The 26,229-nt window shown below is 42.0% G+C and carries 23 protein-coding genes and 1 pseudogene; 3 read left to right on the top strand and 21 right to left on the bottom strand.

The window, feature by feature from the left end:
• Positions 1-42: 42 nt before the first annotated feature.
• From metE to LG372_RS05515, 6 genes are all read right to left on the bottom strand, one after another.
• Positions 43-2,292 (bottom strand): 5-methyltetrahydropteroyltriglutamate--homocysteine S-methyltransferase, encoded by a 2,250-nt coding sequence (metE, locus tag LG372_RS05540; RefSeq protein ID WP_225742305.1) that lies wholly within the window; start codon positions 2,290-2,292, stop codon positions 43-45.
• A 255-nt stretch (positions 2,293-2,547) separates the two neighbouring features.
• Positions 2,548-2,844: a helix-turn-helix domain-containing protein gene (locus LG372_RS05535; RefSeq protein ID WP_225742304.1), complete on the bottom strand. Its 297-nt coding sequence runs from the start codon at positions 2,842-2,844 to the stop codon at positions 2,548-2,550.
• Positions 2,845-3,030: 186 nt separating this feature from the next.
• The gene (locus LG372_RS05530) at positions 3,031-3,396 is read right to left on the bottom strand and encodes a TIGR02328 family protein (protein ID WP_115904924.1); all 366 of its coding nucleotides are present in this window, start codon (positions 3,394-3,396) and stop codon (positions 3,031-3,033) included.
• Positions 3,380-3,784 carry a YbgA family protein gene (locus LG372_RS05525; RefSeq protein ID WP_115904945.1) on the bottom strand — a complete coding sequence of 135 codons (405 nt, stop codon included), beginning with the start codon at positions 3,782-3,784 and terminating at the stop codon, positions 3,380-3,382. Before LG372_RS05525 ends, LG372_RS05530 begins: the two co-directional genes overlap by 17 nt.
• Positions 3,785-3,838: 54 nt before the next feature.
• Complete coding sequence (locus LG372_RS05520) at positions 3,839-5,584, bottom strand: DUF2075 domain-containing protein (protein WP_115904925.1); 1,746 nt, start codon at positions 5,582-5,584, stop codon at positions 3,839-3,841.
• Complete coding sequence (locus tag LG372_RS05515) at positions 5,584-5,919, bottom strand: nucleotide pyrophosphohydrolase (RefSeq protein WP_115904926.1); 336 nt, start codon at positions 5,917-5,919, stop codon at positions 5,584-5,586. Before LG372_RS05515 ends, LG372_RS05520 begins: the two co-directional genes overlap by 1 nt.
• A gap of 182 nt (positions 5,920-6,101) precedes the next feature.
• Here LG372_RS05515 and LG372_RS05510 point away from each other — a divergent pair, with 182 nt between their 5' ends.
• Entirely contained in the window at positions 6,102-6,719 is a 618-nt protein-coding gene (locus tag LG372_RS05510) for a TVP38/TMEM64 family protein (protein ID WP_225742303.1), read from the top strand.
• Positions 6,720-6,761: 42 nt separating this feature from the next.
• On the opposite strand, the gene scrK is transcribed toward LG372_RS05510, so the two are convergent.
• Entirely contained in the window at positions 6,762-7,649 is an 888-nt protein-coding gene (gene scrK / locus LG372_RS05505) for a fructokinase ScrK (RefSeq protein WP_049492068.1), read from the bottom strand.
• 149 nt (positions 7,650-7,798) lie between these two features.
• Entirely contained in the window at positions 7,799-9,685 is a 1,887-nt protein-coding gene (locus LG372_RS05500) for a sucrose-specific PTS transporter subunit IIBC (protein WP_225742302.1), read from the bottom strand.
• A gap of 381 nt (positions 9,686-10,066) precedes the next feature.
• On the opposite strand from LG372_RS05500, the gene LG372_RS05495 reads away from it, so the two are divergent.
• Positions 10,067-11,521, top strand: a complete 1,455-nt coding sequence (locus tag LG372_RS05495) for a sucrose-6-phosphate hydrolase (protein ID WP_125447868.1) — start codon at positions 10,067-10,069, stop codon at positions 11,519-11,521.
• Positions 11,502-12,467: a LacI family DNA-binding transcriptional regulator gene (locus LG372_RS05490; protein WP_225742301.1), complete on the top strand. Its 966-nt coding sequence runs from the start codon at positions 11,502-11,504 to the stop codon at positions 12,465-12,467. Before LG372_RS05495 ends, LG372_RS05490 begins: the two co-directional genes overlap by 20 nt.
• 36 nt (positions 12,468-12,503) lie before the next feature.
• On the opposite strand, the gene LG372_RS05485 is transcribed toward LG372_RS05490, so the two are convergent.
• The 13 genes and pseudogenes from LG372_RS05485 to LG372_RS09795 form a co-directional block, all read right to left on the bottom strand.
• Positions 12,504-13,778, bottom strand: coding sequence for a hydroxymethylglutaryl-CoA reductase, degradative (locus tag LG372_RS05485; protein ID WP_225742300.1), 1,275 nt, complete (start codon positions 13,776-13,778; stop codon positions 12,504-12,506).
• The gene (locus LG372_RS05480; protein WP_225742299.1) at positions 13,778-14,950 is read right to left on the bottom strand and encodes a hydroxymethylglutaryl-CoA synthase; all 1,173 of its coding nucleotides are present in this window, start codon (positions 14,948-14,950) and stop codon (positions 13,778-13,780) included. Before LG372_RS05480 ends, LG372_RS05485 begins: the two co-directional genes overlap by 1 nt.
• 117 nt (positions 14,951-15,067) lie before the next feature.
• Complete coding sequence (locus LG372_RS05475) at positions 15,068-15,523, bottom strand: threonine/serine exporter family protein (RefSeq protein ID WP_124787876.1); 456 nt, start codon at positions 15,521-15,523, stop codon at positions 15,068-15,070.
• Position 15,524: 1 nt separating this feature from the next.
• Positions 15,525-16,283 (bottom strand): threonine/serine exporter family protein, encoded by a 759-nt coding sequence (locus LG372_RS05470; RefSeq protein ID WP_124787875.1) that lies wholly within the window; start codon positions 16,281-16,283, stop codon positions 15,525-15,527.
• A gap of 94 nt (positions 16,284-16,377) precedes the next feature.
• On the bottom strand, positions 16,378-18,261 hold the full coding sequence (gene pknB, locus LG372_RS05465) for a Stk1 family PASTA domain-containing Ser/Thr kinase (protein ID WP_225742298.1): 1,884 nt from the start codon (positions 18,259-18,261) through the stop codon (positions 16,378-16,380).
• Positions 18,258-18,998 carry a Stp1/IreP family PP2C-type Ser/Thr phosphatase gene (locus LG372_RS05460; RefSeq protein ID WP_115904933.1) on the bottom strand — a complete coding sequence of 247 codons (741 nt, stop codon included), beginning with the start codon at positions 18,996-18,998 and terminating at the stop codon, positions 18,258-18,260. Before LG372_RS05460 ends, pknB begins: the two co-directional genes overlap by 4 nt.
• Before the next feature lie 14 nt (positions 18,999-19,012).
• A complete protein-coding gene (rsmB, locus tag LG372_RS05455) occupies positions 19,013-20,326 on the bottom strand; it encodes a 16S rRNA (cytosine(967)-C(5))-methyltransferase RsmB (RefSeq protein ID WP_185776129.1) in 1,314 nt (437 codons plus the stop codon).
• Positions 20,319-21,254 carry a methionyl-tRNA formyltransferase gene (gene fmt / locus LG372_RS05450; protein ID WP_225742297.1) on the bottom strand — a complete coding sequence of 312 codons (936 nt, stop codon included), beginning with the start codon at positions 21,252-21,254 and terminating at the stop codon, positions 20,319-20,321. Before fmt ends, rsmB begins: the two co-directional genes overlap by 8 nt.
• Before the next feature lie 12 nt (positions 21,255-21,266).
• Complete coding sequence (locus tag LG372_RS05445) at positions 21,267-23,663, bottom strand: primosomal protein N' (RefSeq protein WP_225742296.1); 2,397 nt, start codon at positions 23,661-23,663, stop codon at positions 21,267-21,269.
• Positions 23,664-23,728: 65 nt separating this feature from the next.
• Complete coding sequence (gene rpoZ / locus LG372_RS05440; protein ID WP_000979235.1) at positions 23,729-24,043, bottom strand: DNA-directed RNA polymerase subunit omega; 315 nt, start codon at positions 24,041-24,043, stop codon at positions 23,729-23,731.
• A gap of 24 nt (positions 24,044-24,067) precedes the next feature.
• On the bottom strand, positions 24,068-24,694 hold the full coding sequence (gene gmk / locus LG372_RS05435) for a guanylate kinase (protein WP_153220258.1): 627 nt from the start codon (positions 24,692-24,694) through the stop codon (positions 24,068-24,070).
• A gap of 129 nt (positions 24,695-24,823) precedes the next feature.
• Positions 24,824-26,107 (bottom strand): annotated as a pseudogene (rny, locus tag LG372_RS05430) (ribonuclease Y); the annotation flags it as partial.
• The gene (locus LG372_RS09795; protein WP_225742357.1) at positions 26,097-26,225 is read right to left on the bottom strand and encodes an HDIG domain-containing metalloprotein; all 129 of its coding nucleotides are present in this window, start codon (positions 26,223-26,225) and stop codon (positions 26,097-26,099) included. The gene LG372_RS09795 and the pseudogene rny, both read right to left, overlap by 11 nt.
• Between the last annotated feature and the right edge of the window lie 4 nt (positions 26,226-26,229).

The raw sequence follows: 26,229 nt of genomic DNA, 5'->3' as shown, positions 1-26,229 counted from the left end.
ACAGGCAGATTGACCAAACAGCGCTTCTTGAGAAATCCTATCTTACAATTTCTCACGCGCAGCTTTAGCTGCTTCAACAAGGCGGATCAAGCTTTCTTTTGTTTCTGGAATACCACGTGTTTTCAAACCACAGTCAGGGTTGATCCAAACTTTCTTGCTTGGCACTTTAGCAAGGATGGCTTCGATTGTATGGTCGATTTCGCCTTCATTTGGCACACGAGGTGAGTGGATATCGTAAACCCCAGGTCCTACTTCTGTTTGGAAGTTTTTCGCTTTGAGTTCGTCCAAGATTTCAAGGTTTGAACGGCTAGCTTCAAAGGAAATAACATCTGCATCCATGTTGTCGATAGCTGGGATGATATCTGTAAATTCTGAGTAACACATGTGAGTGTGGATTTGAGTATCTGGCGCTACTGTTGAGTGTACCAAGCGGAAGGCAGGAATAGCCCAGTCAAGGTAATCTTCGTACCAGTCGCTACGACGAAGTGGCAATTTTTCACGAAGAGCAGCCTCATCGATTTGGATGATCTTCACACCAGCAGCTTCAAGGTCAAGTACTTCATCCTTGATAGCAAGGGCGATTTGAAGAGTAGAATCCTTGATAGAGATGTCTTCACGTGGGAATGACCAGTTAAGGATGGTAACAGGTCCAGTCAACATACCTTTAACAGGTTTGTTTGTACGGCTTTGTGCATAGCTAGACCATTTAACAGTGATAGGGTTAAGACGAGTAACATCACCCCAAATGATTGGTGGTTTCACCCCACGCATACCGTATGACTGTACCCAACCATTTTTAGAGAAGAGGTAACCTGACAAGTTTTGACCGAAGTACTCAACCATGTCATTACGCTCGAACTCACCGTGAACAAGGACATCAAAGTCGATATCTTCTTGCCATTTGATCCATTCATCAATAGTTTCAGCAAGGAAAGCATCGTACTCTTCTTGAGACAATTCACCTTTACGGTAAGCCAAACGTTTGGCACGAACTTCTTTAGTTTGAGGGAATGAACCGATTGTTGTTGTTGGAAGAGCTGGAAGTTTGAAAGCTTCTTCTTGGATAGCTTCACGTTCTGCAAAGGCTGGCAAACGAGTGTAGTCTGCGTCTGTCAAGCCAGCGATACGCGCACGAAGTTCAGCATTTTCACCAACACGCTCAGTCGCAAAGAGTTCTTTGTTGGCTGCAAGTGCTTCTTCACCTTGACCATTGCGGATAGCATCCAAATCACGAATCTCATCCAATTTTTCAACTGCAAAGGCAAAGTGGTGCAAGATTGCTGGTTCAAATTCTTCATTAGCAGTTGTAAATGGCACATGAAGAAGTGAGCATGAGCTTGTCAATACAATGTTTTCAGCTGGAATTTGCTCAAGAACGGCCAAGCTCTTTTCGTAGTTGTTGCGCCAGATGTTTTTACCATTGACAATACCTGCATAAAGAGTCTTGTCAGCTGGGAAACCACCTTTAACCAATTCAAGAGTTTTCTTACCTTCAACGAAGTCAAGACCGATAGCATCTACTGGCAAGTTTACAAGGTCAGCGTAAACGTCACGAACATCTCCGAAGTAAGTTTGAAGCAAGACTTCAAGACCTTTTTTGTCAGCCAAAAGCTTGTTGTAGAGGTTCAAGAAGAGTGCTTTTTCTTCAGCTGTCAAGTCTTTTACAAGAGCCGCTTCGTCGAGTTGGATGCGAGTCGCACCAAGTTCAGCCAATTTAGCAAAAACTTCTTGGTAAGCAGCTACAAAGCTGTCTACGAAATCTTCTGCTTTCACACCTTCTTCAAAGTCTGACAATTGAAGGAAAGTGAATGGACCTACAAGAACAGGACGAGTGTCCAATCCAAGTTCTTTGGCTTCTTGGAACTCATCAAAGATCTTGTGACCAGCCAATTTTACTTGAGTGTCTTTTTCAAATTTAGGAACGATGTAGTGGTAGTTGGTATTAAACCATTTCTTCATTGGAAGGGCACGAACGTCCCCTTTTTCTCCTTGGTAACCACGACCCAAAGCGAAGTAGCGCTCAAGGTCAGACAAGTCCAAGTTTTGAACTGAAGCAGGTACCACGTTGAAAAGGAAAGCTGCATCTAGGAAGTTGTCATAGTGAGAAAAGTCATTTGATGGAATTTCAGTGATGCCTTTTTCTTTGACAATGTTCCAGTGTTTCGCACGCAAGTCTTTTGCTGCTGCCAAGAGTTCTTCTTCTGAGATTTCTTTTCTAAAGTATTTTTCAGTTGTAAATTTTAATTCGCGGAATTCGCCCAAACGAGGGAAACCGATGATTGTAGTTGACATGATGTGTCCTCCAAAATTTGTTGTTGAAACTATCTTAACAGAAAAGGAATCATCTGTATAATTGTAAAAAATTAGGCTTTGATATAGTTTGAAACTATATCTCCATTTTAGACAAAAGAAAAAGACTTGAGACACATGCCTCAAATCCTTTGTATAACTTGCTTTTTGCTGTATTTTTGTTAGAATGCTCAAACACGTTATTAGTAATTCTTATAAGTGACTATGACTTGTTATTAGAAAAGACTATAACTGATTCTAGTCAATTTTCCCCTGTTCAAGTGGGACGACTACTAGTGTCTTTCCTAAACTGGCTAGGACTTTTAAGACTGTGTCCAACTGAGGACTTGTCTTTCCTGTTTCCATCCTAGCTATGACAGGCTGGCTTACTCCACTCAGTTCTTCCAGCTTTTTCTGACTGATTCCTTGCTCATGTCTAGCTACTATCAACTCACTCATAATAGCCACTCGCATATCACTTTCAAGGATTTCCTCCTTGGTAAAGAGCTCAGAGCGGACATCCTTCCAATTACTCCCGATAGCACTATTCTTCATCACTTACCCCTCTTTCTTTTAAGTCCTTCAGTTCACGTTTGGCTTTTTTAAAATTATAACTCAAAAGTTATTAAAAGTAAATCTGGACACTCATAAAAAGAAGACCTTAGAAAAACTCTAAAGGTCTCATCTTTATTATTCGAAAAAATTATGAGAAGAGTTATAAATTGAAGGCAATCCTTACTATTATTCCAGCTCTATCCCCTTTTCTCGGAGATTTACCAGACACTCCTCATAGTAAGTAGCATCATGTTCACTATAGATAGGACTTTTCAGCTTTTCCTCTACTAAGTCTTGATAAGGAGGGCAGGTCTTGCCACGGTAGTTCTTGTCCAGCCATTCTGGACTGACCTTAAAGCATCGTTTAACCATCTCCTTCATGATCAAGTCATGATAGGCATAGAGACGATAGGGAGAGTGAGTAAAGACATAGTCCACCGTCGCATGCTTTCTGCCCCAGCCATTGCCACGCAGGGCGCAACACTCTCGATGTTGCCCCAAGAGTTGAGGACGAGGAAGCTGTGAAATCAAAGCCTCATGCCAAAGTCTCATGACAATTTCCTTTCAGTAAAGTCGAATGTTGCAAGTAGGTATTGGGATAGCGATCAAGCAAACCTCGACTCTTAGTGATCAAGTCTTCCTTAGAAACCTGACCAAAGCGGTAGCGATCCAGTAAGAGCATGTAGTCCTTGCGCTCAGCATCTGTCGCTTTCTTTTTGAAATAGCCCCAAATATGCTGAAAGGCATTGCAGACCTGACCTCTATGCTCAGGGATTTGACAGGCACGATCGATCAGTTCTTGAACATGACTGACCTCCACCTCTTCATTCTTCAAGTATTGGCGAATCTCATTGTAAATATTGCTGGAATGGCTCAAAACGAGGTATTTGTTTCTAGCCCAGAGTTGCTGGCAAAGGGCACGTTGGTTGTTATTATTCATAACTGACATTATACCATGTTTGGATTCAAAAAAATCTATCCCTACCTTATATTCTTATAAAATTGCATCTTTTAAAGCTGCTTGAAGTTCTTCATCTACTGCGTATATATACAGGCCATTTACTCCTCTTGTTAGTAAAACATTTAATTCATTTTTTAAAAGATCTGCACCAAAGTTTCTCATTTCACCATTGTCGAGTTTTCTATTTTGAACTGCACCTTTATTTTTACTAGCAGAAATATCGAACTTAATTTCACCATTTCTATATTTGACTGATGGACCAATAATTACCCCGGCGTAATTCAAATCAAAACCTTGAACAGTAAAAGTTGAACCTACTTCATTAATTGTTTGGGATTGTTCGATCCAAGAAAGTTTAGAGTCTTTTTTATCCCTACGTAATTCTCTATTCCAAGGACATGACCAGTCGTCTATTTCCACACACCAATACTCTTTATCTATTGGTTTAGATTGACTACTATAATCCCAATCATAGGTTGCTATTAACCTAGAAATTCCTAAGTGTTGATTCTTATCTTTTAATTTAATAGCATCTTGTAATTCCTTTGGAGAATTAAATATCTGGATATCATAGTTCTTGTCTTCTTTTAATTTGGTAATTTCTCTTTTATCAATAATATTTCTAATCCAACTAATTGTAGATTCACTAGCTCTTATACGCATTTGATTATTTAATTCGATTAAATTACCAGACAACCTCGCTTGATGCTGTAAAGTCAAAAATGAATCATCTACCCATATTTGAGATTTATTCATTATTTGATTATCATCGTAAACTAGAACAACTACTTTAGATTTTGAAAGAATATCCTTTAAATGATTGCCGCCTTGATAAGCTTGGTTTTTTGCTGTCAAAAGTAAGTGCCCTTCATCAATAACGACTATACCAGCATCTACATCTTGTTTTTTCAGTGCATTTAGAAACTGGGTTGGTTTCATAGCAACATCAAGATTTAACCCACTTTTCCACTCAAGTTTTTTCTCAATTTCTTTATAGACACTTAATTGGTCGTCATGATTGACAACTAGATTTATAGTATTATTTTCTCTTATGAATTCTGTATCATCAGAATTCAATAAATCGTCTATTAAAGAACTCATCAGTACCGTTTTCCCAGCACCAGCTTCTCCTTTAACTAAGATTAAAGTTCCAAGTTCATTCTTACTAAGAGCTGAAGTAATTTTAAAAATGATCTCATTTTTTGCTTTTATTTGCTCATTGGTTAATTTATGAAAAGGTGAAGATTTGAAAATAGCAGAATTTCTAACAATACTTTCAGCAGGAAATAAAAAGTGATTTTTTTTATTTAATGAACGCCAAATTTTTGAAAAAATTGAATCTAACTCATCGGATGTATAATATTCATTTTGAGGATTTCCTCTTCTATTTTGTACCCTGGTTACATTATCGACACTTGATAAATATAGCATTAAGCGATTTTCTATATCTAGAGTTAACGACTTATTAAAATGATTGTGACCAATTACAAACATCTTCGTTGTCGAAGATGTTGCAAAATCTCTCCAATCATCTCTATTTTCTTTTTTTATATCGTCAATTAAGTGTTGACTTGTTCGCCGAATTATATCAGTTGTTTCACCTATGTACACACTAAATCGATTCTTTTTCTCATCGTTAACAATATAAACTACCGGATAATCAAATAAAAATTTTAAATCATTTTTATTTTCATTAAATTTAAATTGGTTTTTAAGTTTCACCAGCGAGTTGCTGGTATAGTCTATTTCTCTAACGATTGGACTTTGTATTTTTACCATTATTTCTCCAACTCAGTATATTTTTTATTATTCCCCTTACTTAATTTAACAGGATATTTCGCTTTATTTTTTTCTAATTTTTCTTCAATAATCTGTTCTATATCCAGTTGTAAATTATCAGCTAACATCATTGAATATATTAGCACATCTGCTAGTTCTTCTTTAATTCTTTCAAGAGAATTTGTTGTAACTTCTTCAGACTGCTTCCATTGAAACAATTCTAAAAGTTCACTAGCTTCCAGTGAAATGGATATAGCTAAATCTTTTTCATTGTGAAATTTTCTCCAATCCCGATCATCCCTAAATTTATTAATTTTATCTATTGTTGACTTCATTTATTTTCTCCGATATCAATTTACTTATACACATTATATCATGAAACCCGTTCTTAAATTTTATAATTGGAATAAAATTAGATTTAAATTCTTGACCTTCACTCTAATCCAAAAACAACCCATTCCCCCTTTCTCCTCCAAAATATGGTATAGTAGAATTATACTATCTATGAGGAGTTTACATGTCACAGAATAAACAAATGAAAGCTGTCTCTCCCCTTCTGCAGCGAGTTATCAATGTCTCATCAATTGTCGGTGGGGTTGGGAGTTTAATTTTCTGTATTTGGGCTTATCAGGCTGGGATTTTACAGTCTAAGGAAACCCTCTCTGCCTTTATCCAGCAGGCAGGTATCTGGGGTCCACCTCTCTTTATCTTTTTACAGATTTTACAGACTGTCGTCCCTATCATTCCAGGAGCCTTGACCTCGGTGGCTGGTGTCTTTATCTACGGTCACATCATCGGGACAATCTACAACTATATCGGCATCGTGATTGGCTGTGCCATTATCTTTTATCTGGTGCGCCTCTACGGAGCTGCCTTTGTCCAGTCTGTCGTCAGCAAGCGCACCTATGACAAGTATATCGGTTGGTTGGATAAGGGCAATCGTTTTGACCGTTTCTTTATTTTTATGATGATTTGGCCCATTAGTCCAGCTGACTTTCTCTGTATGCTAGCTGCCCTGACCAAGATGAGCTTCAAGCGCTATATGACCATCATCATTCTGACTAAGCCCTTTACCCTCGTGGTTTATACCTACGGTCTGACCTATATTATTGACTTTTTCTGGCAAATGCTTTGACATGTAAAAAATCCGTTTGGTTTCCCAAGCGGATTTTGTGGTTTATTTTGAAACTTCTTTTGCAAGGACAAAGTTCCCAAGTGTGGCAGAACCATTTCCTGCGACTGCTGGAGTCACGATATATTCACGCACATCTGGTACTGGTAGGTAACCATTGAGAAGAGCTGTAAATTTCTCACGGACACGGTCCAGCATGTGTTGTTGAGCCATGACCCCTCCACCAAAGACAATCACGTCTGGGCGGAAAGTCACTGTCGCATTAACCGCAGCTTGAGCGATATAGTAGGCTTGAACATCCCAAACAGGGTTGTTGAGTTCAATATTTTCCCCACGAACACCTGTACGAGCTTCCAAACTTGGACCAGCTGCATAGCCTTCCAGACATCCCTTATGGAAAGGACAAACACCCTTAAACTCTTTTTCAATATCCATTGGGTGTCTAGCCACATAGTAATGACCCATTTCAGGGTGACCCACACCGCCGATAAACTCACCACGTTGGATAACACCTGCACCGATACCTGTACCGATTGTGTAGTAAACCAAGTTTTCGATACGACCACCAGCATTATTACGGGCAACCACTTCACCATAAGCAGAGCTGTTTACGTCTGTAGTGAAGTACATTGGCACGTTGAGGGCGCGACGAAGGGCACCAAGCAAGTCCACATTTGCCCAGTTTGGTTTTGGAGTCGTCGTGATAAAGCCATAGGTTTTTGAGTTTTTATCAATATCAATCGGACCAAATGAACCAACTGCAAGACCAGCAAGATTATCGAATTTTGAGAAGAACTCGATGGTTTTATCGATTGTTTCGATTGGAGTTGTTGTTGGAAATTGTGTTTTTTCTACAACGTTAAAGTTTTCATCACCGACAGCACAGACAAACTTTGTACCGCCCGCTTCCAAGCTTCCATATAATTTTGTCATGATAAACCTCTTGTTTTTATTTTCTTTATTATAGCATATTTCGAAAGTCTAAATTTCTCTATTTTTTAGATTTTCCTCTGTAAATCTTACCATTCAAGCAAAAACGAACAAACATGTCATTTGTTCGTTTTCACATTAGAGAGGATTGATTAGATTTTCACTTCGATCACAGCATCCCCCTTCGCAACTGAACCTGTTGCGACTGGAGCTACTGAAGCGTAGTCAGCTGTATTTGTAACGATAACCATTGTTGTATCATCAAGTCCAGCTGCAGCGATTTTATTTGAGTCAAATGTTCCAAGAACATCGCCAGCTTTAACCTTGTCACCTTGAGCAACTTTTGCTTCAAAACCTTCACCGTTCATTGTTACAGTGTCGATACCAACGTGGATCAAGACTTCAGCACCATCAGTTGTTTTCAAACCAAAAGCGTGTCCTGTTGGAAAGGCAATTGAAACTTCAGCATCAGCTGGTGCATATACCACACCTTGGCTTGGTTTCACAGCGATACCTTGTCCCATAGCTCCACTTGAGAAGACTGGGTCATTGACATCAGCAAGAGCGACAACATCACCAACGATAGGAGTTACAAGTGTTTCATTTTGAAGAGATGCTGGAATGTTACCAGTTGTTTCTTCTTGGACCAAACGTTCTGTCTCTACTTCAGTAGCAACTTCTTTTTCATCCTCATAACCAAACATGTAAGTAAGAGCAAAACCAAGTGCAAATGATACAGCTACCATAAGAAGGTATTGTGGAAGTTGTCCGTTACCGATGTAAAGCATTGTACCAGGGATGATGGTGATACCATTACCAGTACCAGCAAGTCCAAGGATAGAAGCCAATCCACCACCGATTGCACCAGCAATCAATGAAAGGAAGAATGGTTTACGGAAGCGCAAGTTCACCCCGAAGATAGCAGGCTCTGTAATACCTAGGAAGGCAGAAAGAGCAGCTGGGAAAGCAAGTGTTTTCAGTTTTGGATTTTTAGTTTTAACACCAACCGCAACAGTCGCAGCACCTTGAGCTGTCATAGCAGCTGTGATGATCGCGTTAAATGGGTTAGCATGGTCAGCAGCAAGCAATTGAACTTCAAGCAAGTTGAAGATGTGGTGCACACCTGACACGACGATCAATTGGTGAACCCCACCGATCAAGAAACCACCAAGACCAAATGGCAAGCTGAGGATCGCTTTTGTAGCGATAAGGATGTAGTTTTCAACGACGTGGAAGACTGGTCCGATGACAAAGAGTCCAAGGATAGACATAACCAAAAGTGTCACGAATGGCGTTACTAAGAGGTCAATCACATCTGGAACAACCTTGCGGACAGCTTTTTCAAATTTAGCTCCGACAACCCCGATGATGAAGGCTGGAAGAACTGAACCTTGCAAACCAACAACAGGGATGAAACCAAAGAAGTTCATAGCTGTTACTTCACCACCTGAAGCGACTGCCCAAGCGTTTGGAAGTGAGCCAGAAACAAGCATCATACCAAGAACAATACCAACGGCTGGATTTCCACCGAATACACGGAAGGTTGACCACACAACCAAACCTGGCAAGATGATAAAGGCTGTATCTGTCAAGATTTGAGTGTAAGTTGTCACATCAGCTGGAAGTGTCATTCCAAGAGCAGTCAAGAGACCACGCACACCCATGAAGAGACCTGTCGCTACGATAACTGGGATGATTGGAACGAAAACGTCACCGAAAGTACGGATAGCACGTTGGAACCAGTTCCCTTGTTTAGCAGCTTCTGCTTTCATGTCATCTTTAGATGATGTTGGCAAACCAAGTGCAACAACTTCATCGTACATTTTGTTAACTGTACCTGTACCAAAGATGATTTGGTATTGACCTGAGTTAAAGAACGCACCTTGAACTTTTTCCAAGTTCTCAATCACTTCTTTATTGATTTTTCCTTCATCTTTGACCATGACACGAAGACGAGTCGCACAGTGGGCAACACTGTTGACATTTTCACGTCCGCCCAAGGCATCGATGACTTTTTTTGCAATTTCCTGATTGTTCATTTGCAAAAATCTCCTTATATAAAATTTCGTTATTGTTTGAAAGCGATTTTATTCGCCCTTACGACTATTATTTTATCATGTTTTAGAAATATGTCAAGCGTTTTGCAGAAAAAATATTCTATCCACTTAGTAGACACGTTTCAGATTGATTGTTTTTGACTGTTTTAACAGACATCTCTTGAAAAAATAAGTTTGAACCCTTGGTTAAAAAGGCTTTTATTTCATTATCTTTCATATTTTCTTGAAAAGTTGATTGATTTTCTGGTTTTGTTTTGTGATAAACGTTTGACAGTTTTTTCTCTTTTTTAACATAAAAGACTTGCTTTTTTAACCGAAAACGGTTACTATTAAAAGTGATAAGATTTTTGGAGGAATGAATGAATGGAATGGACAACTGAGCATCGTTACAGACTTTATCAAGATTGGACGCAAGAAGAAATTCAACATATAAAGGAAAATATGGCACAATCTCCATGGCATACTCATTACCATGTTGAGCCAAAAACAGGACTTCTAAACGACCCAAATGGCTTTTCTTACTTTGATGGGAAGTGGATTGTTTTTTATCAAAACTTTCCTTTTGGTGCAGCCCACGGTTTGAAATCTTGGGTTCAATTGGAAAGCGAGGACTTGGTTCACTTCACAGAAACTGGTGCCAAAGTTTTGCCTGATACTCCATTAGATAGCCACGGTGCCTACTCTGGTTCTGCCATGCAGTTTGGTGATAACTTGTTCCTATTCTATACAGGAAATGTTCGCGACGAAAACTGGATCCGTCACCCATACCAGATTGGGGCTTTGATGGATAAGGATGGCAATATTACGAAGATTGACAAGATCTTGATTGACCAGCCAGCAGACTCTACAGACCACTTCCGCGATCCGCAAATTTTTAACTTCAAGGGGCAATATTATGCCATCGTCGGTGGACAGGACTTGGAGAAAAAAGGCTTCGTCCGTCTCTACAAAGCTATTGACAATGACTACACAAACTGGCAAGCAGTTGGCGACCTTGACTTTGCTAACGACCGCACTGCCTACATGATGGAATGTCCAAATCTGGTCTTTGTAGGGGGACAACCTGTCCTTCTCTACTGCCCACAAGGATTGGATAAAGATGTTCTAGACTACGATAATATCTATCCAAATATGTATAAAATTGGGGCTTCCTTTGACCCTGAAAATGCAAAAATAGTAGATGTGTCTCAACTTCAAAACATGGACTATGGTTTCGAAGCCTATGCAACCCAAGCCTTCAACGCTCCTGACGGACGTGCTCTAGCAGTTAGCTGGCTTGGATTACCAGATGTTTCTTACCCATCTGACCGTTTTGACCACCAAGGAACCTTCTCTTTGGTCAAAGAACTGACTATCAAAGATGGCAAACTCTACCAATACCCAGTCGCAGCTATCAAGGACCTCCGTGCTTCTGAAGAAGCCTTCTCAAACCGTGTCCAAACCAATAACACTTACGAACTTGAACTCAACTTGGAAGCCAATAGCCAGAGCGAGATTGTCTTACTTGCTGATAAAGAAGGCAAGGGACTTTCCATCAACTTTGACCTTGTAAATGGTCAAGTAACAGTGGATCGTAGTCAGGCTGGTGAGCAGTACGCACAAGAATTTGGAACTACTCGTTCTTGCCCTATCGACAATCAGGCTACTACTGCTACAATCTTCATCGATAACTCTGTCTTTGAAATTTTCATCAATAAAGGAGAAAAAGTATTTTCTGGTCGTGTCTTCCCACATGCGGACCAAAATGGTATCCTGATTAAATCTGGAAACCCAACTGGAACTTACTATGAATTAGATTATGGTCGCAAAACTAACTGATGTCGCCAAACTTGCAGGCGTCAGCCCTACTACCGTTTCTCGGGTTATCAATAAAAAAGGGTATCTCTCTGAGAAAACCATCCAAAAAGTCAATGAAGCCATGCGAGAATTGGGCTATAAACCCAACAACCTAGCTCGTAGCTTGCAAGGAAAATCGGCCAAATTAATCGGTTTGATTTTCCCCAATATTTCCAACGTTTTCTATGCAGAATTGATTGATAAGCTGGAACACCAACTCTTCAAAAATGGTTACAAGACCATCATTTGCAACAGTGAGCACGATTCTGAGAAGGAACGTGAATACATCGAAATGTTGGAAGCCAATCAGGTGGACGGTATCATTTCTGGTAGTCACAATCTAGGAATCGAAGACTACAATCGCGTGACAGCACCAATTATTTCCTTCGACCGAAACCTATCGCCAGACATTCCTGTCGTTTCCTCTGACAACTATGCTGGTGGGGTTCTTGCTGCCCATACCTTGGTTAAGACAAGCGCCCAGTCTATCATCATGATTACAGGGAATGACAATTCCAATTCGCCAACTGGACTGCGCCACGCTGGTTTTGCTTCTGTACTCCCCAAAGCTCCTATTATCAATGTTTCCAGTGACTTTTCTCCTGTCAGAAAAGAAATGGAAATCAAGAATATCTTGACTCGACAAAAACCAGATGCAATTTTTGCTTCGGATGATTTGACCGCTATTCTAGTCATTAAAATTGCTCAGGAACTGGGAATTTCTGTACCAGAAGAGCTCAAGGTCATCGGTTACGATGGTACCTACTTTATCGAGAATTACTACCCTCAACTGGCTACTATTAAGCAACCCTTGGAAGAAATTGCCTGCCTCACTGTGGACCTCCTCTTGCAGAAGATAGAAGGCAAGGAAGTTGCGACAACTGGTTACTTCTTACCAGTTACTCTATTGCCAGGAAAAAGTATTTAAACACAAGAAAACTCAGACCGAATTCGTCTGAGTTTTTTATGATCTTAAATTTTCTAAATAACGCTGGGCTGTCTCTAGGTTAAAGGTTTTATCTGCAATGAGGCGATCTACTAGAGGAGCTACCTCGGATTCACTAGCACCTGCGAGAAGTGCCAAGGATTTGGCCTGCAATTTCATGTGGCCTTGCTGGATACCTGTACTCACCAAGGCTTTGAGGGCTGCAAAGTTTTGGGCAAGCCCGATAGACACGATAAGCTGGGCTAATTCTTTGGCAGTAGGATTTCCCAGTAGTTCATGACTGAGGGCTACGCGAGGGTTGAGGCCGATAGAGCCACCCTTGGTCGCTACAGGCATGGGTAAGGTCATCTGACCCACCAATTCTTCTCTTTCCATGTCCAGCGTCCATTGACTAAGACCTTGATAGCGTCCATCTCGACTGGCAAAGACATGGGCCCCAGCCTCAATAGCACGCCAGTCATTACCAGTAGCAATCAAAATGGCATCAATACCATTAAAAATTCCTTTATTATGAGTAGCAGCTCGATACGGATCAGCCTGTGCAAACTGGCTAGCCAAAGCTATTTTCTCCGCAATCTCTCGTCCTTGATCCTTTTGGCGGCTCAAGTAGCGAAAGGCGATGCGACAGCATGCTGTCACCAGAGAATCGGTCGCGTAGTTGGACAGGATTCCCATAAGACTTTGCCCCTGACTGAGTTCTTCTAAGACTGGTTTCAAGGCTTCCAGCATAGTGTTGAGCATATTAGCACCCATGGCTTCTTGGGTATCGACATGGAGATAAACAACGAGAAAGTCTGTTTCGCCTTTTATCTGCTCGACATGCAAATCACGCGCCCCGCCCCCGCGTTTAACGATAGAAGGATAGGCTTGATTGGCAAGTTCCAAGAGTTCGGCTTTCTTGCTGGCAATCTTCTCTTGCGCTAGATCTAGATCATCAACTTGATAAAGGGCTACCTGTCCAATCATCTGACGCTGATGGACTTGAGCAGTAAAGCCACCTGCTCGCTTGATGATTTTACTTGCATAGCTGGCCGCAGCAACCACGGACGGTTCTTCTGTCACATAGGGAACTGTGTATTCCTGACCGTTGACGAGGACCTCTGGGACCAGCGAATAAGGCAGAGAAAAAGTTCCCACTACATTCTCACTCAGCTGGTCTGCGACAGTCACGCTAATTTGTTCATCCTGCTCCAGACTCGCTTGTCTCACAGGACTAAGGAGCGCCTGAGCTTTTAACAGCTCGAGGCGCTCTTGGTATGATTTTTTAGAAAATCCATTCCAACTTATCTTCATTATTTTTCAACCTTGCTATAACGGCGTTGGTGGTCAACAATTTCAACCAAGGCAAAATCTTGATTTTCATAGCCAGAAAACTGGGCAGAGTTTGTTTCATCTAAGTCTACTTCCTCAAAGAAGACCTTTTCATAGTCTGCAACGGATAGGGCAGTTCGTTGGTTGAGCTTATTCAAACGGTCTTTATCCAGATATGCTTCATATCCTTCAACCAATTCACCACTAAAGAACTCAGCCACAGCCCCACTTCCGTAACTATAAAGGGCGATTTTATCCCTAGCCTTCAAGCTATCTGTATTTTCCAAGAGAGACAAGAGTCCGAGGAAGAGGGAACCTGTATAGATATTCCCCACCTTTTGACTGTAGAGAATAGACTGGTCAAAATGGTGTTGCAAGAGGTCTTTTTTCTCTTGAGGCAGGCTCTTATCCATGATTTTTTTCAAACCTTTTAAGGCCAATTTAGGGTAAGGCAAGTGGAAACATACAGCCGCAAAATCATCCAAAGTAAGCTGGTAGCGTTTTTGATATTCAAGCCAAGTCGTTTTCAAACTATCCAAGTATTGCTGGGTAGAATAGACACCATTTACATAAGGAGTTGTTGAGTAATTTGGACGCCAGAAATCCATGATGTCACGAGTCTGAGCCACATTGTCATTATTAAAGGCCATAATGCGCGGATTTTGTGTAATCAACATGGCTACACTTCCAGCGCCCTGAGTCGGCTCACCAGGAGTCTCCACACCATACTTGGCAATATCACTCGCAATAACTAATACCTTGGACTCTGGAGAATTCTCCACATGCAATTTAGCATAATGAAGGGCAGCTGTTGCTCCATAGCAAGCTTCCTTGATTTCAAAGCTACGAGCGAAAGGCTGAATACCTAATACCCCATGAACAAAGACCGCCGCAGCTTTACTCTGGTCAATTCCTGACTCAGTCGCAACGATGACCATGTCAATTTCTTCTTTTTCTTTATCAGTCAAAATCGAGTTACTTGCACTCGCCGCCAAGGTTACGATGTCCTCAGTCATGGGCGCAATACTAATTTCATTTAACAAGAGTCCCTTGCTAAATTTTTCGGGGTCCACTCCCCTCGCTACTGCTAAATCTTGTAATTTCAAGACATATTGACTGGTTGCAAAACCAATCTTATCAATACCGATTGTCATATTTACCTCTGTTTTTTCATTCATTGTAAAAAATCGTTCTATACTATTTTATCACAAATAGGAATAAAAGAGAGAAAAAAGACTTGATTCACCAAATCAAGTCTGTTTAAGAAAACATCAAAAGGAAGCTTTCCTATGATTTTGAATATAATAATAAAGCTTTAAAATAACCGTCCCGCTTGCCATACCAATAGAGATTACTAAAGCCAACATGACAACCAAGGTTGCACTTGCAATTGCATGATTATAATCTCCAGTAACAAAAAAAGCAGTCGTCCGATAAGATAAATAGCCTGGGACTAAGGGAGCTAAAATTGCCAATACAAAAACAACCACCGGTGTCTTATAGAGAATACTTAAAATTTGACTAATACAAGATCCTATTACCGCAGCTATAAAAGTAGCTACAATGACATTTGTAGGGTCCTTGAGTAAAATATACAGAATCCAGACGCCCATCCCAAGAATACCAGCAGGTAACAACATAGAGCGCTGTACATTCAAAACAATTAAAAAAGTAATAATAGCGAGTAGGCTCGCAATGGCTTGTAGTAAGATAGTTGTTAGTGTCATATTAGGTCATTAATACTAGGGCTACAGAAGTACCAGCCCCTAAGGCGAGGGTAATGAGCAAAGATTCAAACATCTTGCTCATACCAGAATTGATATGATTTGTCATGATATCCCGTACGGCATTTGTCAGAGCAATTCCTGGTACAAAAGGCATGACTGCTCCTGCTATAATCAAGTCTGCCGTTGAAGGAAAGCCTGTGTAACGAACCCAAAACTGGGCTATCAGCCCAAAGACAAAGGCTCCAGCAAAGGCTGTTACAAAAGGAATTCGGATAAATTTTTCCACATAGAGGGAAAAGGCAAAACCAAATAAGGTAGCTACTCCTGCCCCAAGTGCATCGTAGATGTTTCCACTAAACATAACCGAAAAGAAAGGGGCACTAAAGGTCGCAGCCAGAGTCACCTGCAACTTGGTATAGGGAAGGGGTTGGGCTTGCAAGACCGTCAATTGCTTGAAGGCTGTCTCTAAATCAATTCGCCCCCCAACCAGTTGACGAGAAATCTGGTTGACATCGCAGACTTTTTCAATGTTATAAGAAGAGGAAGTCACGCGCTTCATACGCGAAATATTGGTATTTTCAATTGAGAAAAAGATAGCGGCAGGCATAGCTAGAACATTGCAATCCAAAATTCCCTGCGAATGCGCAATACGAATCATGGTATCTTCTACACGATGAATCTCTGAACCACTTTTAAGGAGAATGGTTCCTGCTAACATAATGACATCGATGACGGCATTTAACTCTCTCGATTCGTCCATTTTTTTCTCCTTTTAGTTACTTTCTCTATTCTATCACAAAAATTCAATTTAAAAAAATCTTTGTCATAATATCATGACAAAGATCGGCTTATTATCAAGGAGTTTCATGGTTTCCTTCACTACTTGGTTGACTTGGTGTAGGAACCGTTCCTTGTTGATTACCTTGATTTGGAGTAGTGGTGGAACCTTGGTTACCACGTTGAACTGGCGTTGAAGAGGAACTTGATGGTGGTGTTTTGGGTTTATAAATCGAAATTTTAATACGTGTGCTGGCTAGATCAATTTTTTCACCCGCTTTTGGAGTCTGATCCACAACCTTTCCTTCTGCTGTTCCTTCAGGAGCAGTTGACACTTCAACAACTTCAATATTAGCCTCTTTCACCCCAACAATTTGAATCAAGTTATTTTTAGTGAATTCAAGACTTGAACCGATATAACCCGGCATGGTTACACTAGTTACCTTTTTAGCAACTGTTAAAACAATCGTACTAGCCTTTGATAAGTCATACGTAGTTCCTGCTGCTGGTGTTTGTCTTAGAACCGTTCCTGGTTCACTTTCGCTGGATTCTTCCTCTTCCATCTTAATGAGATTTTCAGGAACCTTCTTATCCTTAAGTTCAGCTACAACATCAGTATATTTCCGACCGACATAATTACTCAATTGGAAAGATTGCTTACCAGAAGAAACAATCAAATTGACCTTTGTCCCCTCTTTTCGACTACTACCCGCTTCAGGATCTGTTCGAATGACACGTCCTTCTGCTACTGTATCACTAGCTTCTGATTTTTCTTCACCTGCTTCGAAATTAGCTTTTTTAAGAGCCTCTTTAGCTTCAGCAACAGTTTGCCCAGCCACCTTTGGAACGGCAATGGTAGCAGGCGTTCTATATAAAATCCATACCAAGGATGCCACAACCAACAAGAAGGTCGCAAATAAAATTGGATAACGTGCTTTCATGCGACGCCGTTTGGTTGGCTTTGGACTAGGTACTGGTTTTTCTGTCTGATGAGGCTGGGGCTTAGGCTGAGGTCTTCCCTCTTGTACCGGAGCTTTAGGAATAGAAGTCAAGGTACTTTGTGGAACTTTAGGAAGAGTTTTAGTATCTGCCTTAGTTGCATCGTCAAAGACTAGCTTTGGTTCATTACGACGATTATTAGACAAACTACTCGACAAATCCACATACATTTCAGCGACTGATTTGTAGCGATCTGTCAATTTCTTAGCAGTTGCCTTGATAACAACATTTTCTAGAGCCTGAGGCACAGATGGATTTTCGGCTATAACCGATGGCAGTGGTTTCTGGAAATGCTGGAGGGCGATGGTCACTGCGCTATCCCCATCGTAAGGAATATGACCTGTCAGCATCTCATAGAAAATAATTCCCATGGCATAGATATCACTCTGCACAGTTGCTTTAGAACCACGCGCCTGCTCTGGTGATAAATAATGCACAGAACCTAGCATTGAGTTAGTCTGAGTCAAACTCGTCTCTGCAAAGGCTACTGCAATCCCAAAGTCTGTAACTTTGGCAGTCCCATCTGGGGTCAAAAGGATATTTTGCGGTTTCAAATCCCTGTGAACAATTCCTCGAGTATGGGCTAAGCGCATAGCCAAGAGGATTTGTCCCATGATTCGAACCGCTTCTTCATTTGAAAGAGGGTGATGTTCCTTGATATAGCGTTTGAGGTCTAATCCAGCAACATATTCCATTGCGAGATACTGTTGTCCCTCTTCTTCACCGATATCTGTAATCCGAACGATATGAGGATGGTCCAAATCTGCCATGGCTCTCGCTTCCCGCTGAAAACGAGCCACAGCAATCGGGTCTGTCTGGTAGTTGGTCCTCAGGACCTTTACCGCCACTTCTTCCCCGTCTAGAATCAAATCTTTAGCCAAGTAAACATCTGCCATGCCTCCTCGACCAATTTGTTTGATAATCCGATACCGCCCGGCAAAAATCTTGCCGATTTGGATCATTCTGTTGCCTCCTCATTAACAGCAATAAGGGCAACTGTGATATTGTCTAAACCACCTGCATTGTTGGCAAAACGAATCAAGGTTGCTGCCTTATCTTCCAAAGAAATATCGCTGGTTACAATATCAGAAATCTCACTTCCTGAAATCATATTTGTCAAGCCATCACTATTGAGTAAGAGATAGTCCCCAGGCTCAAGGGTGATTATTCCAAAATCAGGCTGAATTTCGTCTTTTTGACCGATTGACTGGGTAATAATATTTTTCTGTGGATGGCTAGCAGCTTCTTCTGGCGTCAATTGACCTGCCTTAAGCAATTCATTGACTAAAGAATGGTCGCTCGTTAACTGGTGGTATTCTTCTCCACGAATCAAACCGATACGAGAATCCCCAATGTGGGCGTAGATAGCCTGATTATCAATAATGGCTACAGCCTCAAGGGTTGTTCCCATTCCTTTATAGGCTTCATTTTGTCCCAATTGGTTAATCCTTTGATTTTCAATCTCAAGGTTGTTAGCATACCATTCACGCACTTCATTAACCGTATCGATTTGTGTATCAACCCAAGCTACACCTAGGTCTGTTACCGCCATTTCACTAGCGATATTCCCTGCGCGATGACCTCCCATACCATCAGCTAGGATAATCATAGTACGTCCAGCTCTATTGACATAGTGGTTGACATAGTCTTGGTTATTTGTTCGTTTCTGACCAACATCTGTTAATAATGAAATTTCCATGTGTTAGTTCCTTCCTAATCCGATATCTTGCGAAATTGACTGATGAAGAATCCATCACTTCCATACAATTCAGGTGTGATGAGGATACAGCCATCTTTCATGATATCCTTACATTCATGTTCTAGTGTTACCTGCTCAAATTCAGGATGACTTTCTAAAAATGCCTGTACGACTTGAAAGTTCTCCTCTGAGACAATAGTACAGGTACTATAAGTTATTATACCACCTTTGCGTAGTGTTTGACAAACACTACCTAATATTTCTAGCTGAATTTCCTGCAAGGACGCGAAATCTGATGTTTCCTTATTGTATTTGATGTCTGGTTTGCGTCGCAGAAGACCAATTCCTGAACAGGGAGCATCTACCAAAATCTTATCAAATGAATCCTGACCAAAAAACTCATGTACCTTTCTGGCATCCAATTTTTGCCTTTGAACCCGATCTACAACCCCCAAACGTTGGGCATTTTCTTGAATTAAGTCCAACTTGTGATCGTAAAGGTCCAAAGCCGTAACCTGACCTGTTGTGAGATAAGAAGCTATATGGGCTGTTTTTCCACCCGGAGCCGCACAGGCATCTAGAACCTGCTCATCACCTTGTAAATCAAGCGTCGGAGCAACAAGCTGACTGGACTCGTCTTGAATGGTAATAGCTCCCTCCGCAAACAAATCATGGCCTGCAAAGTGCCCCTGCTCCTTAACCAAACCAGAAACAGACAAGGATGAATCACTGGCCTCCAACAAGGCTTGGATTTCCTCTTTTCGTCCTAGGTCTGTCACACGAATACTGGCCTTGTTGCGCACCAAAAGACTTTCAAAAATAGCTTGCGCTCGCTCTTCGCCGTATTCTTCCTTGAGCTTGGCAACTAGCCAAACCGGAAGGGAATATGCAATGGAGTCACGCTTGTTTTTTCGTTTGATGCTGGTGATATCTGGCCATCCTTCACGCAAGATACGGCGAAGGACAGCGTTGACCAATTTTTCACTGCCTTTTTTACGGACTTTGGCCAATTCTACTGCTTCATTGACCACAGCATGGTCTGGAATCTTGTCCAAATAGAGGAGCTGGTAGGTACTCATAAGAAGCAGAACATAAAGCCAGCTGTCTAACTGGTCTCTGTCTTCGATAAAGTGGGATAGATACCATTCTAAGGTGAGTTTGCGGGCTACCGTTCCGTAGACAATCTCTGTCACCAAGCCCTTGTCTGCTACAGAGAGTTGGCTTCCCTTGAGATGCTTATTTAAGGCGATATTTGAGTATGCTTGATTGATAAAGACATCCTCTAATGCCGCTAGGGCTAAACTTCTTGCCGTTTCTACTTTAGTCACCAAATCGTTCTCCTACAGTCAATGTCCGTCCAACTCCATTGAGGAAGGAAGCAATGTCCATCTTAGGTTTACCAGCTGGCTGCACTTGTTTAAGGGATAGAGCTCCTTCTGCTGTTGCGACAACCAATTCTTTCTTGCCGATAGAGAGAATCTCACCTGGATTTCCCTGACCTTCTACTGGTAGGGCTTCATAAATCTTAAAGCGGTCACCCTTAAGGAAAGTATGGGCAACAGGCCACGGGTTCATCCCACGGATTTGGTTGAAAAGTTGACGATTGGTCTTAGTCCAATCTAGTTTTTCTTCTTCTGGCTTGATATTTGGCGAGAAAGTAACCTGACTTGGATCCTGCGGTTCAGGTTTGATATCACCAGCAATATAGGCAGGCAAAGTATCCAAAAGCAAATCACGACCAACTAGAGCCAATTTTTCAAACAAGGTGCCAACATTGTCCTCATCCGTGATTGGAATACTACGACGAGAAATCATATCTCCTGCATCCATTTCCTTGACCATTTCCATAATGGTCACACCAGCTTCCTCATCCCCTTGAATCAAGGCATAATGGATTGGCGCTCCACCACGGTGTTTAGGAAGAAGAGAGGCGTGAACATTGACAGCAAAGTCCATGCTATCAAGGAGTTTACTTGGGAGAAACTGCCCAAATGCAGCAGTCACAATTCCATCTGCTCCTAGCTTCATAAGATCTTCCATCTCTGGACTTCCAGATAATTTTTCAGGTTGGTAGATAGGAAGTCCTGCCTCTTTGGCAGCTTGTTTAACTGGGGTCTCCTGGATCACTTTTTTACGTCCGACAGCACGGTCTGGCTGGGTCACAACGGCTAGAATTTCGTAACGGTCATCTGTCAAAAGCCCTTTTAAGACTGTTGCTGAAAAGTCGGGGGTCCCCATAAAGATTAATTTTGTCATATCTTCTCCTTCTTATAAAAATTGCTGTGGCTCATGGTCAATGCTGAGACGGAGCTCACTATTTTCCCGTTCTTGAGTCAAGGCCAAGACCTGGTTGAGGGTCGGCCCCAGCTCATCTTCTAAACGGTATTTAATTAAAATCTGGTAATGATAGAGGTTGTGGGTACGAGCAATGGGTTTTGGCGTCGGCCCAAGGATGTTACTGGTTTCAGACAAACCTGAGCGCAAAATGTTCATAACTTCATAGGCACGTTTGACCACCTCTTCTTCTTTCTTGTGAGAAAGGGTAATGCCAATGGTGAAATAGTAAGGTGGATAACCTAGTTGGCGTCTGATTCCCATTTCATAGGCATAAAATCCTTCGTAATCCTGTTCCTTGGCAAATCGAATAGCATAGTGCTGAGGATTGTAAGACTGGATCAATACCTGGCCAGCTTTTTCAGCCCGACCTGCTCGACCTGCCACCTGAGTCAAGAGCTGGAAAGTTCTCTCAGAAGAACGGAAATCTGGTAGATTCAATGCCGTATCCGCATTGAGCACTCCGACTAGGGTCACATTGGGAAAATCCAATCCCTTGGCAATCATCTGAGTACCTAGTAAAATATCTGCTTCCCCTCGACCAAACTGGTCAAGCAGAGCTTGATGACTACCTTTCTTACGAGTCGTATCCACATCCATCCGTAGAATGCGGGCCTGCGGAAAGAGTTCTGCTAGCTCGTCATAAGCCTTCTGTGTTCCCGTCCCGTAGTAACGAATACTGCGGCTCTTACAGTTGGGGCAAACATGAGGAATGTCCTTTGAAAAACCACAATAATGGCAGTTCATGGTCTTGGTATCCATGTGCAGGGTCAAAGAAATATCACAGTTGGGACACGTATCCACCGTCCCACACTCCCGACACATGACAAAGCTAGAATAACCACGGCGATTGAGCATGAGAACCACCTGCTCTTTTTTAGCTAGACGGTCTTGAATGGCTTCTAGCAAGGGAGGTGTAAAGTTTGATGTCTCATTCTGCCCGATATAGTCTCGAAAGTCAATCACTTGAACCTCAGGGATCCTAGCTAAAGGATTGGCACGTTGGGTCAGACGTAAGTGTTGATAGACGCCTTTTCCAGCTCGCGCACGGCTCTCTAAGCTCGGCGTTGCAGACCCAAGTACCAGAGCCGCTTGATTATACTGGGCCCGTAAAATGGCCACCTCTCTGGCATGATAACGGGGATTACTGTCCTGCTTATAAGTCGCTTCATGCTCCTCATCGATTATCATAACACCTAGATTCTTCAGCGGAGCAAAGATGGCAGATCTGGCACCCACAACAACTTGGGCATCTCCACGTTCCACCTTGCGCCATTCATCATACTTTTCACCATTGGACAGGCCTGAGTGAAGAATGGCCACTTTCTCACCAAAACGTGCTATAAAACGCTCCGTCATTTGCGGCGTCAGGGAAATCTCAGGCACAAGCAAAATAGCAGTTTTACCCTTGTCCAAGGCCCCTTGGATAATTTGCAAATAAACCTCGGTCTTCCCACTTCCTGTAATCCCTTGAAGGAGGAAGGGAGGCTGATGACTGCCAATAGCACTCACAACCGCATCACGCGCCTGTCTTTGTTCTGGATTTAACTCCAAAGGTCTACTTGCTTCAATTCCTTCAAAATAAGCAGCCGAGCGTTGGACTTCCTTTTGGACTATGGTAACAGCACCTTGTTCTACAAAGAAGTTGACTTGCTCCCGTGAATAGTACTCTAGCAAACTAGCCAAGGAAGCACTCTCAGGATGAGAAAGCAAATAGTCTCTCAGTTCTAACTTTTTCTTGGCGCGTGCAGAAATCTCGACACCTTCTAATCGAGCAAGATTCACCTCATACCAAGACTGGGTCTTGACCTTCTTTTGATCAATTGCCTGATATTCCAAACCAAGCAGGCCTTTTCTAGTCAAACGCATCATTTCAGCTTGCTTACCTAAATCCAAAGAAGAAAAGGCTAGTGAATCTTCAGAACCAAACAAGCGCTCTCGGTCTTCCTGACTCAGACCTGCCATAGGATAGAGAATCTTATCATAGCTGGAGTTCAGAAATCCTGGAAGCATGGACTTGAGAATGGAGATTTTATAGGAGAAGACGGACTTGCGTAACTCCTCAGCCAGCCAGAGTTGTTCTTGCGTGAGAACAGGAGAAAAATCCAGCACCTCCGCAATATCTTTTAAATCTTGCTCCATCTCTTCTTTAGATGATTGAGAATCCAAACCAAGAACAATCCCTTGAATCAGGCGATTGCCCTTACCAAAAGGCACATGAACCCGCATCCCAACTTCTAGCATTTCCTCAAATTCCTCAGGAATCCTGTAACTATAGGGCTGGTCCGTCTGCATCAAAGGCACATCCACAATAATCTTGGCTATAGCCATCTTCTCACCTCCTCCTTGTCAGTAGATTCTTGCAATAGAAAAAATAAGATTGAGTCCCCCCAACCTTAAATTTTTTCACCATCTTCTTTTTCTTTAGCAATTTGCTCTTTGATTTTCTTTTCTTCTTCTTCTTTGCGACGTTTTTCTTCTTCGATACGGCGACGCACTGCTTCACGTTTTCCTTCTGGATCTGGATGAATCGTAACGTTTCCTGATTCGATTTCTTCTAAAGCGCGAAGAGTTGATTTTTCAGACTTGAAACCTTGAGTTGCTGGCGCACCTGCTTCTAATTCGTGGGCACGTTTTGCTTCCAAGATTACGAGTGAATATTTTGAAGGAACCTTGTCGAGCAAGGTATCAATAGAGGGTTTTAACATCATTTGCTTGTACCTATTTTCTAAATTTTATCGGGTAGTTGGAGTTTTTGGTAACATCTCCTGATAGTGACCAATGACACGATCCACACGGAAGTGCTCTGCTTCGATCACACGTTTGACACGCTCAGCAGCTAGAGGCACCTGATCGTTGACAATCGCATAATCATACTCACGCATGAGAGCAATTTCTTCCTTGGCCTTTTCGATTCGTTGGGCAATCACTTCTGCACTATCTGTTCCTCGACCTACCAAACGATCTTGTAATTCATCTAAGTCTGGTGGTGTCAGGAAGATAAAGACAGCATCTGGAACCTTTTTCTTGACCTGAAGAGCACCTTGAACCTCAATTTCAAGGAAAACATCGATTCCCTTGTCCAAGGTTTCATTGACATAGGTCAGAGGAGTTCCATAGTAGTTGCCGACATATTCTGCGTATTCCAACATCTGTCCTTGACGAATCAGCTCTTCAAACTCTTCACGAGTACGGAAGAAATAGTCAACACCATCCACTTCTCCAGGACGTTGTGCGCGTGTCGTCATAGATACAGAGTATTGAAATTGGTTTTCAGAACTCTCAAAAATCTCTCTTCTAACCGTTCCTTTTCCAACCCCTGAAGGACCAGAAAAAACGATTAGTAAGCCTCGGTCTGCCATTGTGTCTCCTTTTAGTCAGTCTGTGAAATAACATTTCTCTAGAATAATGGCAAAAAGCCAGATTATCCTTTACAGTCTTTCTATCTAGTGTAACAAAAAAGCAGTAATTTTTCAACTGCTCTTTCTTATTTATTTAGCATAATCTACTGCACGAAGCTCGCGAATCACGGTTACCTTGATATTTCCTGGGTAATCGAGATTGTTTTCAATTTTCTCACGAACTTTATGAGCTAAGATTGTGACTTTGTCGTCCTTGATTTGTCCTGGATTTACCATGATGCGGATTTCACGTCCTGCTTGAAGGGCAAAGCTATTTTGTACCCCTTCAAAGCCGTTAGCAATTTCTTCCAAATCATGGAGACGCTTGATGTAGCTTTCAAGAGACTCACTACGAGCACCTGGACGAGCTGCGCTCAAGGCGTCTGCTGCAGCAACGATAACTGCAATGACGCTCTCAGCTTCAACATCTCCGTGGTGGCTAGCAATCGTATTAACCACAACTGGATGTTCCTTGTACTTACGGGCCAATTCCATACCGATTTCAACGTGGCTACCCTCAACCTCACGGTCAATGGCTTTTCCGATATCGTGAAGGAATCCAGCACGACGGGCAAGAGCCGCATTTTCACCAAGTTCGCTCGCCATGATACCAGCCAACTTAGCAACCTCAATCGAATGACGCAAGACATTTTGTCCATAAGAAGTACGGAACTGCAAACGTCCCATAATCTTCATCAAGTCTGGATGAAGGTTTGGCGCACCAATTTCATAGGCAGCAGCCTCACCGTATTCACGAATCTTATTGTCAATCTCTTGACGGTTTTTCTCAACCAACTCTTCGATACGAGCTGGGTGAATACGACCATCTTTGAGCAACATTTCCATAGTCATACGGGCAATCTCACGACGAATCGGGTCAAAACCTGACAAGGTCACCACTTCTGGTGTATCGTCGATAATCACATCAACCCCTGTCAAACTTTCAAAGGTACGAATATTACGACCTTCACGACCAATAATGCGTCCCTTCATAGTATCATCTGGCAGATGAACTGTTGAGTTTGTTGACTCCGCTACATATTCACCAGCGATACGTTGCATAGCTTGAACCAGGATGTCCTTGGCCATTTTATCAGAACGTTCCTTGACCTCTTGCTCAGCTTCGCGAATACGGCTAGCAATCTCCTTGGTCAAGTTTTCCTCTGTCTGTGCCAAGATAATATCTCGTGCTTCTGCCTGAGACAGAGCACCAATACGCTCTAGTTCTGCTTCTTTTTGTCTTTCGACTTCCTCTAATTGCTCTTCACGCGCATCAAGGTTTTTCGCTCTATCAGAAATACTTTGTTCTTTTTGTTCAAGTGTTTGTTCTTTACTCGTCAAATTGTCGTCCTTACGATCAAGGCTAGTAGCTCTCAGCTTCAACATCTCCGTGGTGGCTAGCAATCGTATTAACCACAACTGGATGTTCCTTGTACTTACGGGCCAATTCCATACCGATTTCAACGTGGCTACCCTCAACCTCACGGTCAATGGCT

The organism is Streptococcus sp. Marseille-Q5112 (assembly GCF_916700555.1).
GTDB lineage: Bacteria > Bacillota > Bacilli > Lactobacillales > Streptococcaceae > Streptococcus > Streptococcus symci.
Note: the sequence above shows the minus strand (reverse complement) of the source record. Positions and strands in the feature narration are given on the sequence as shown.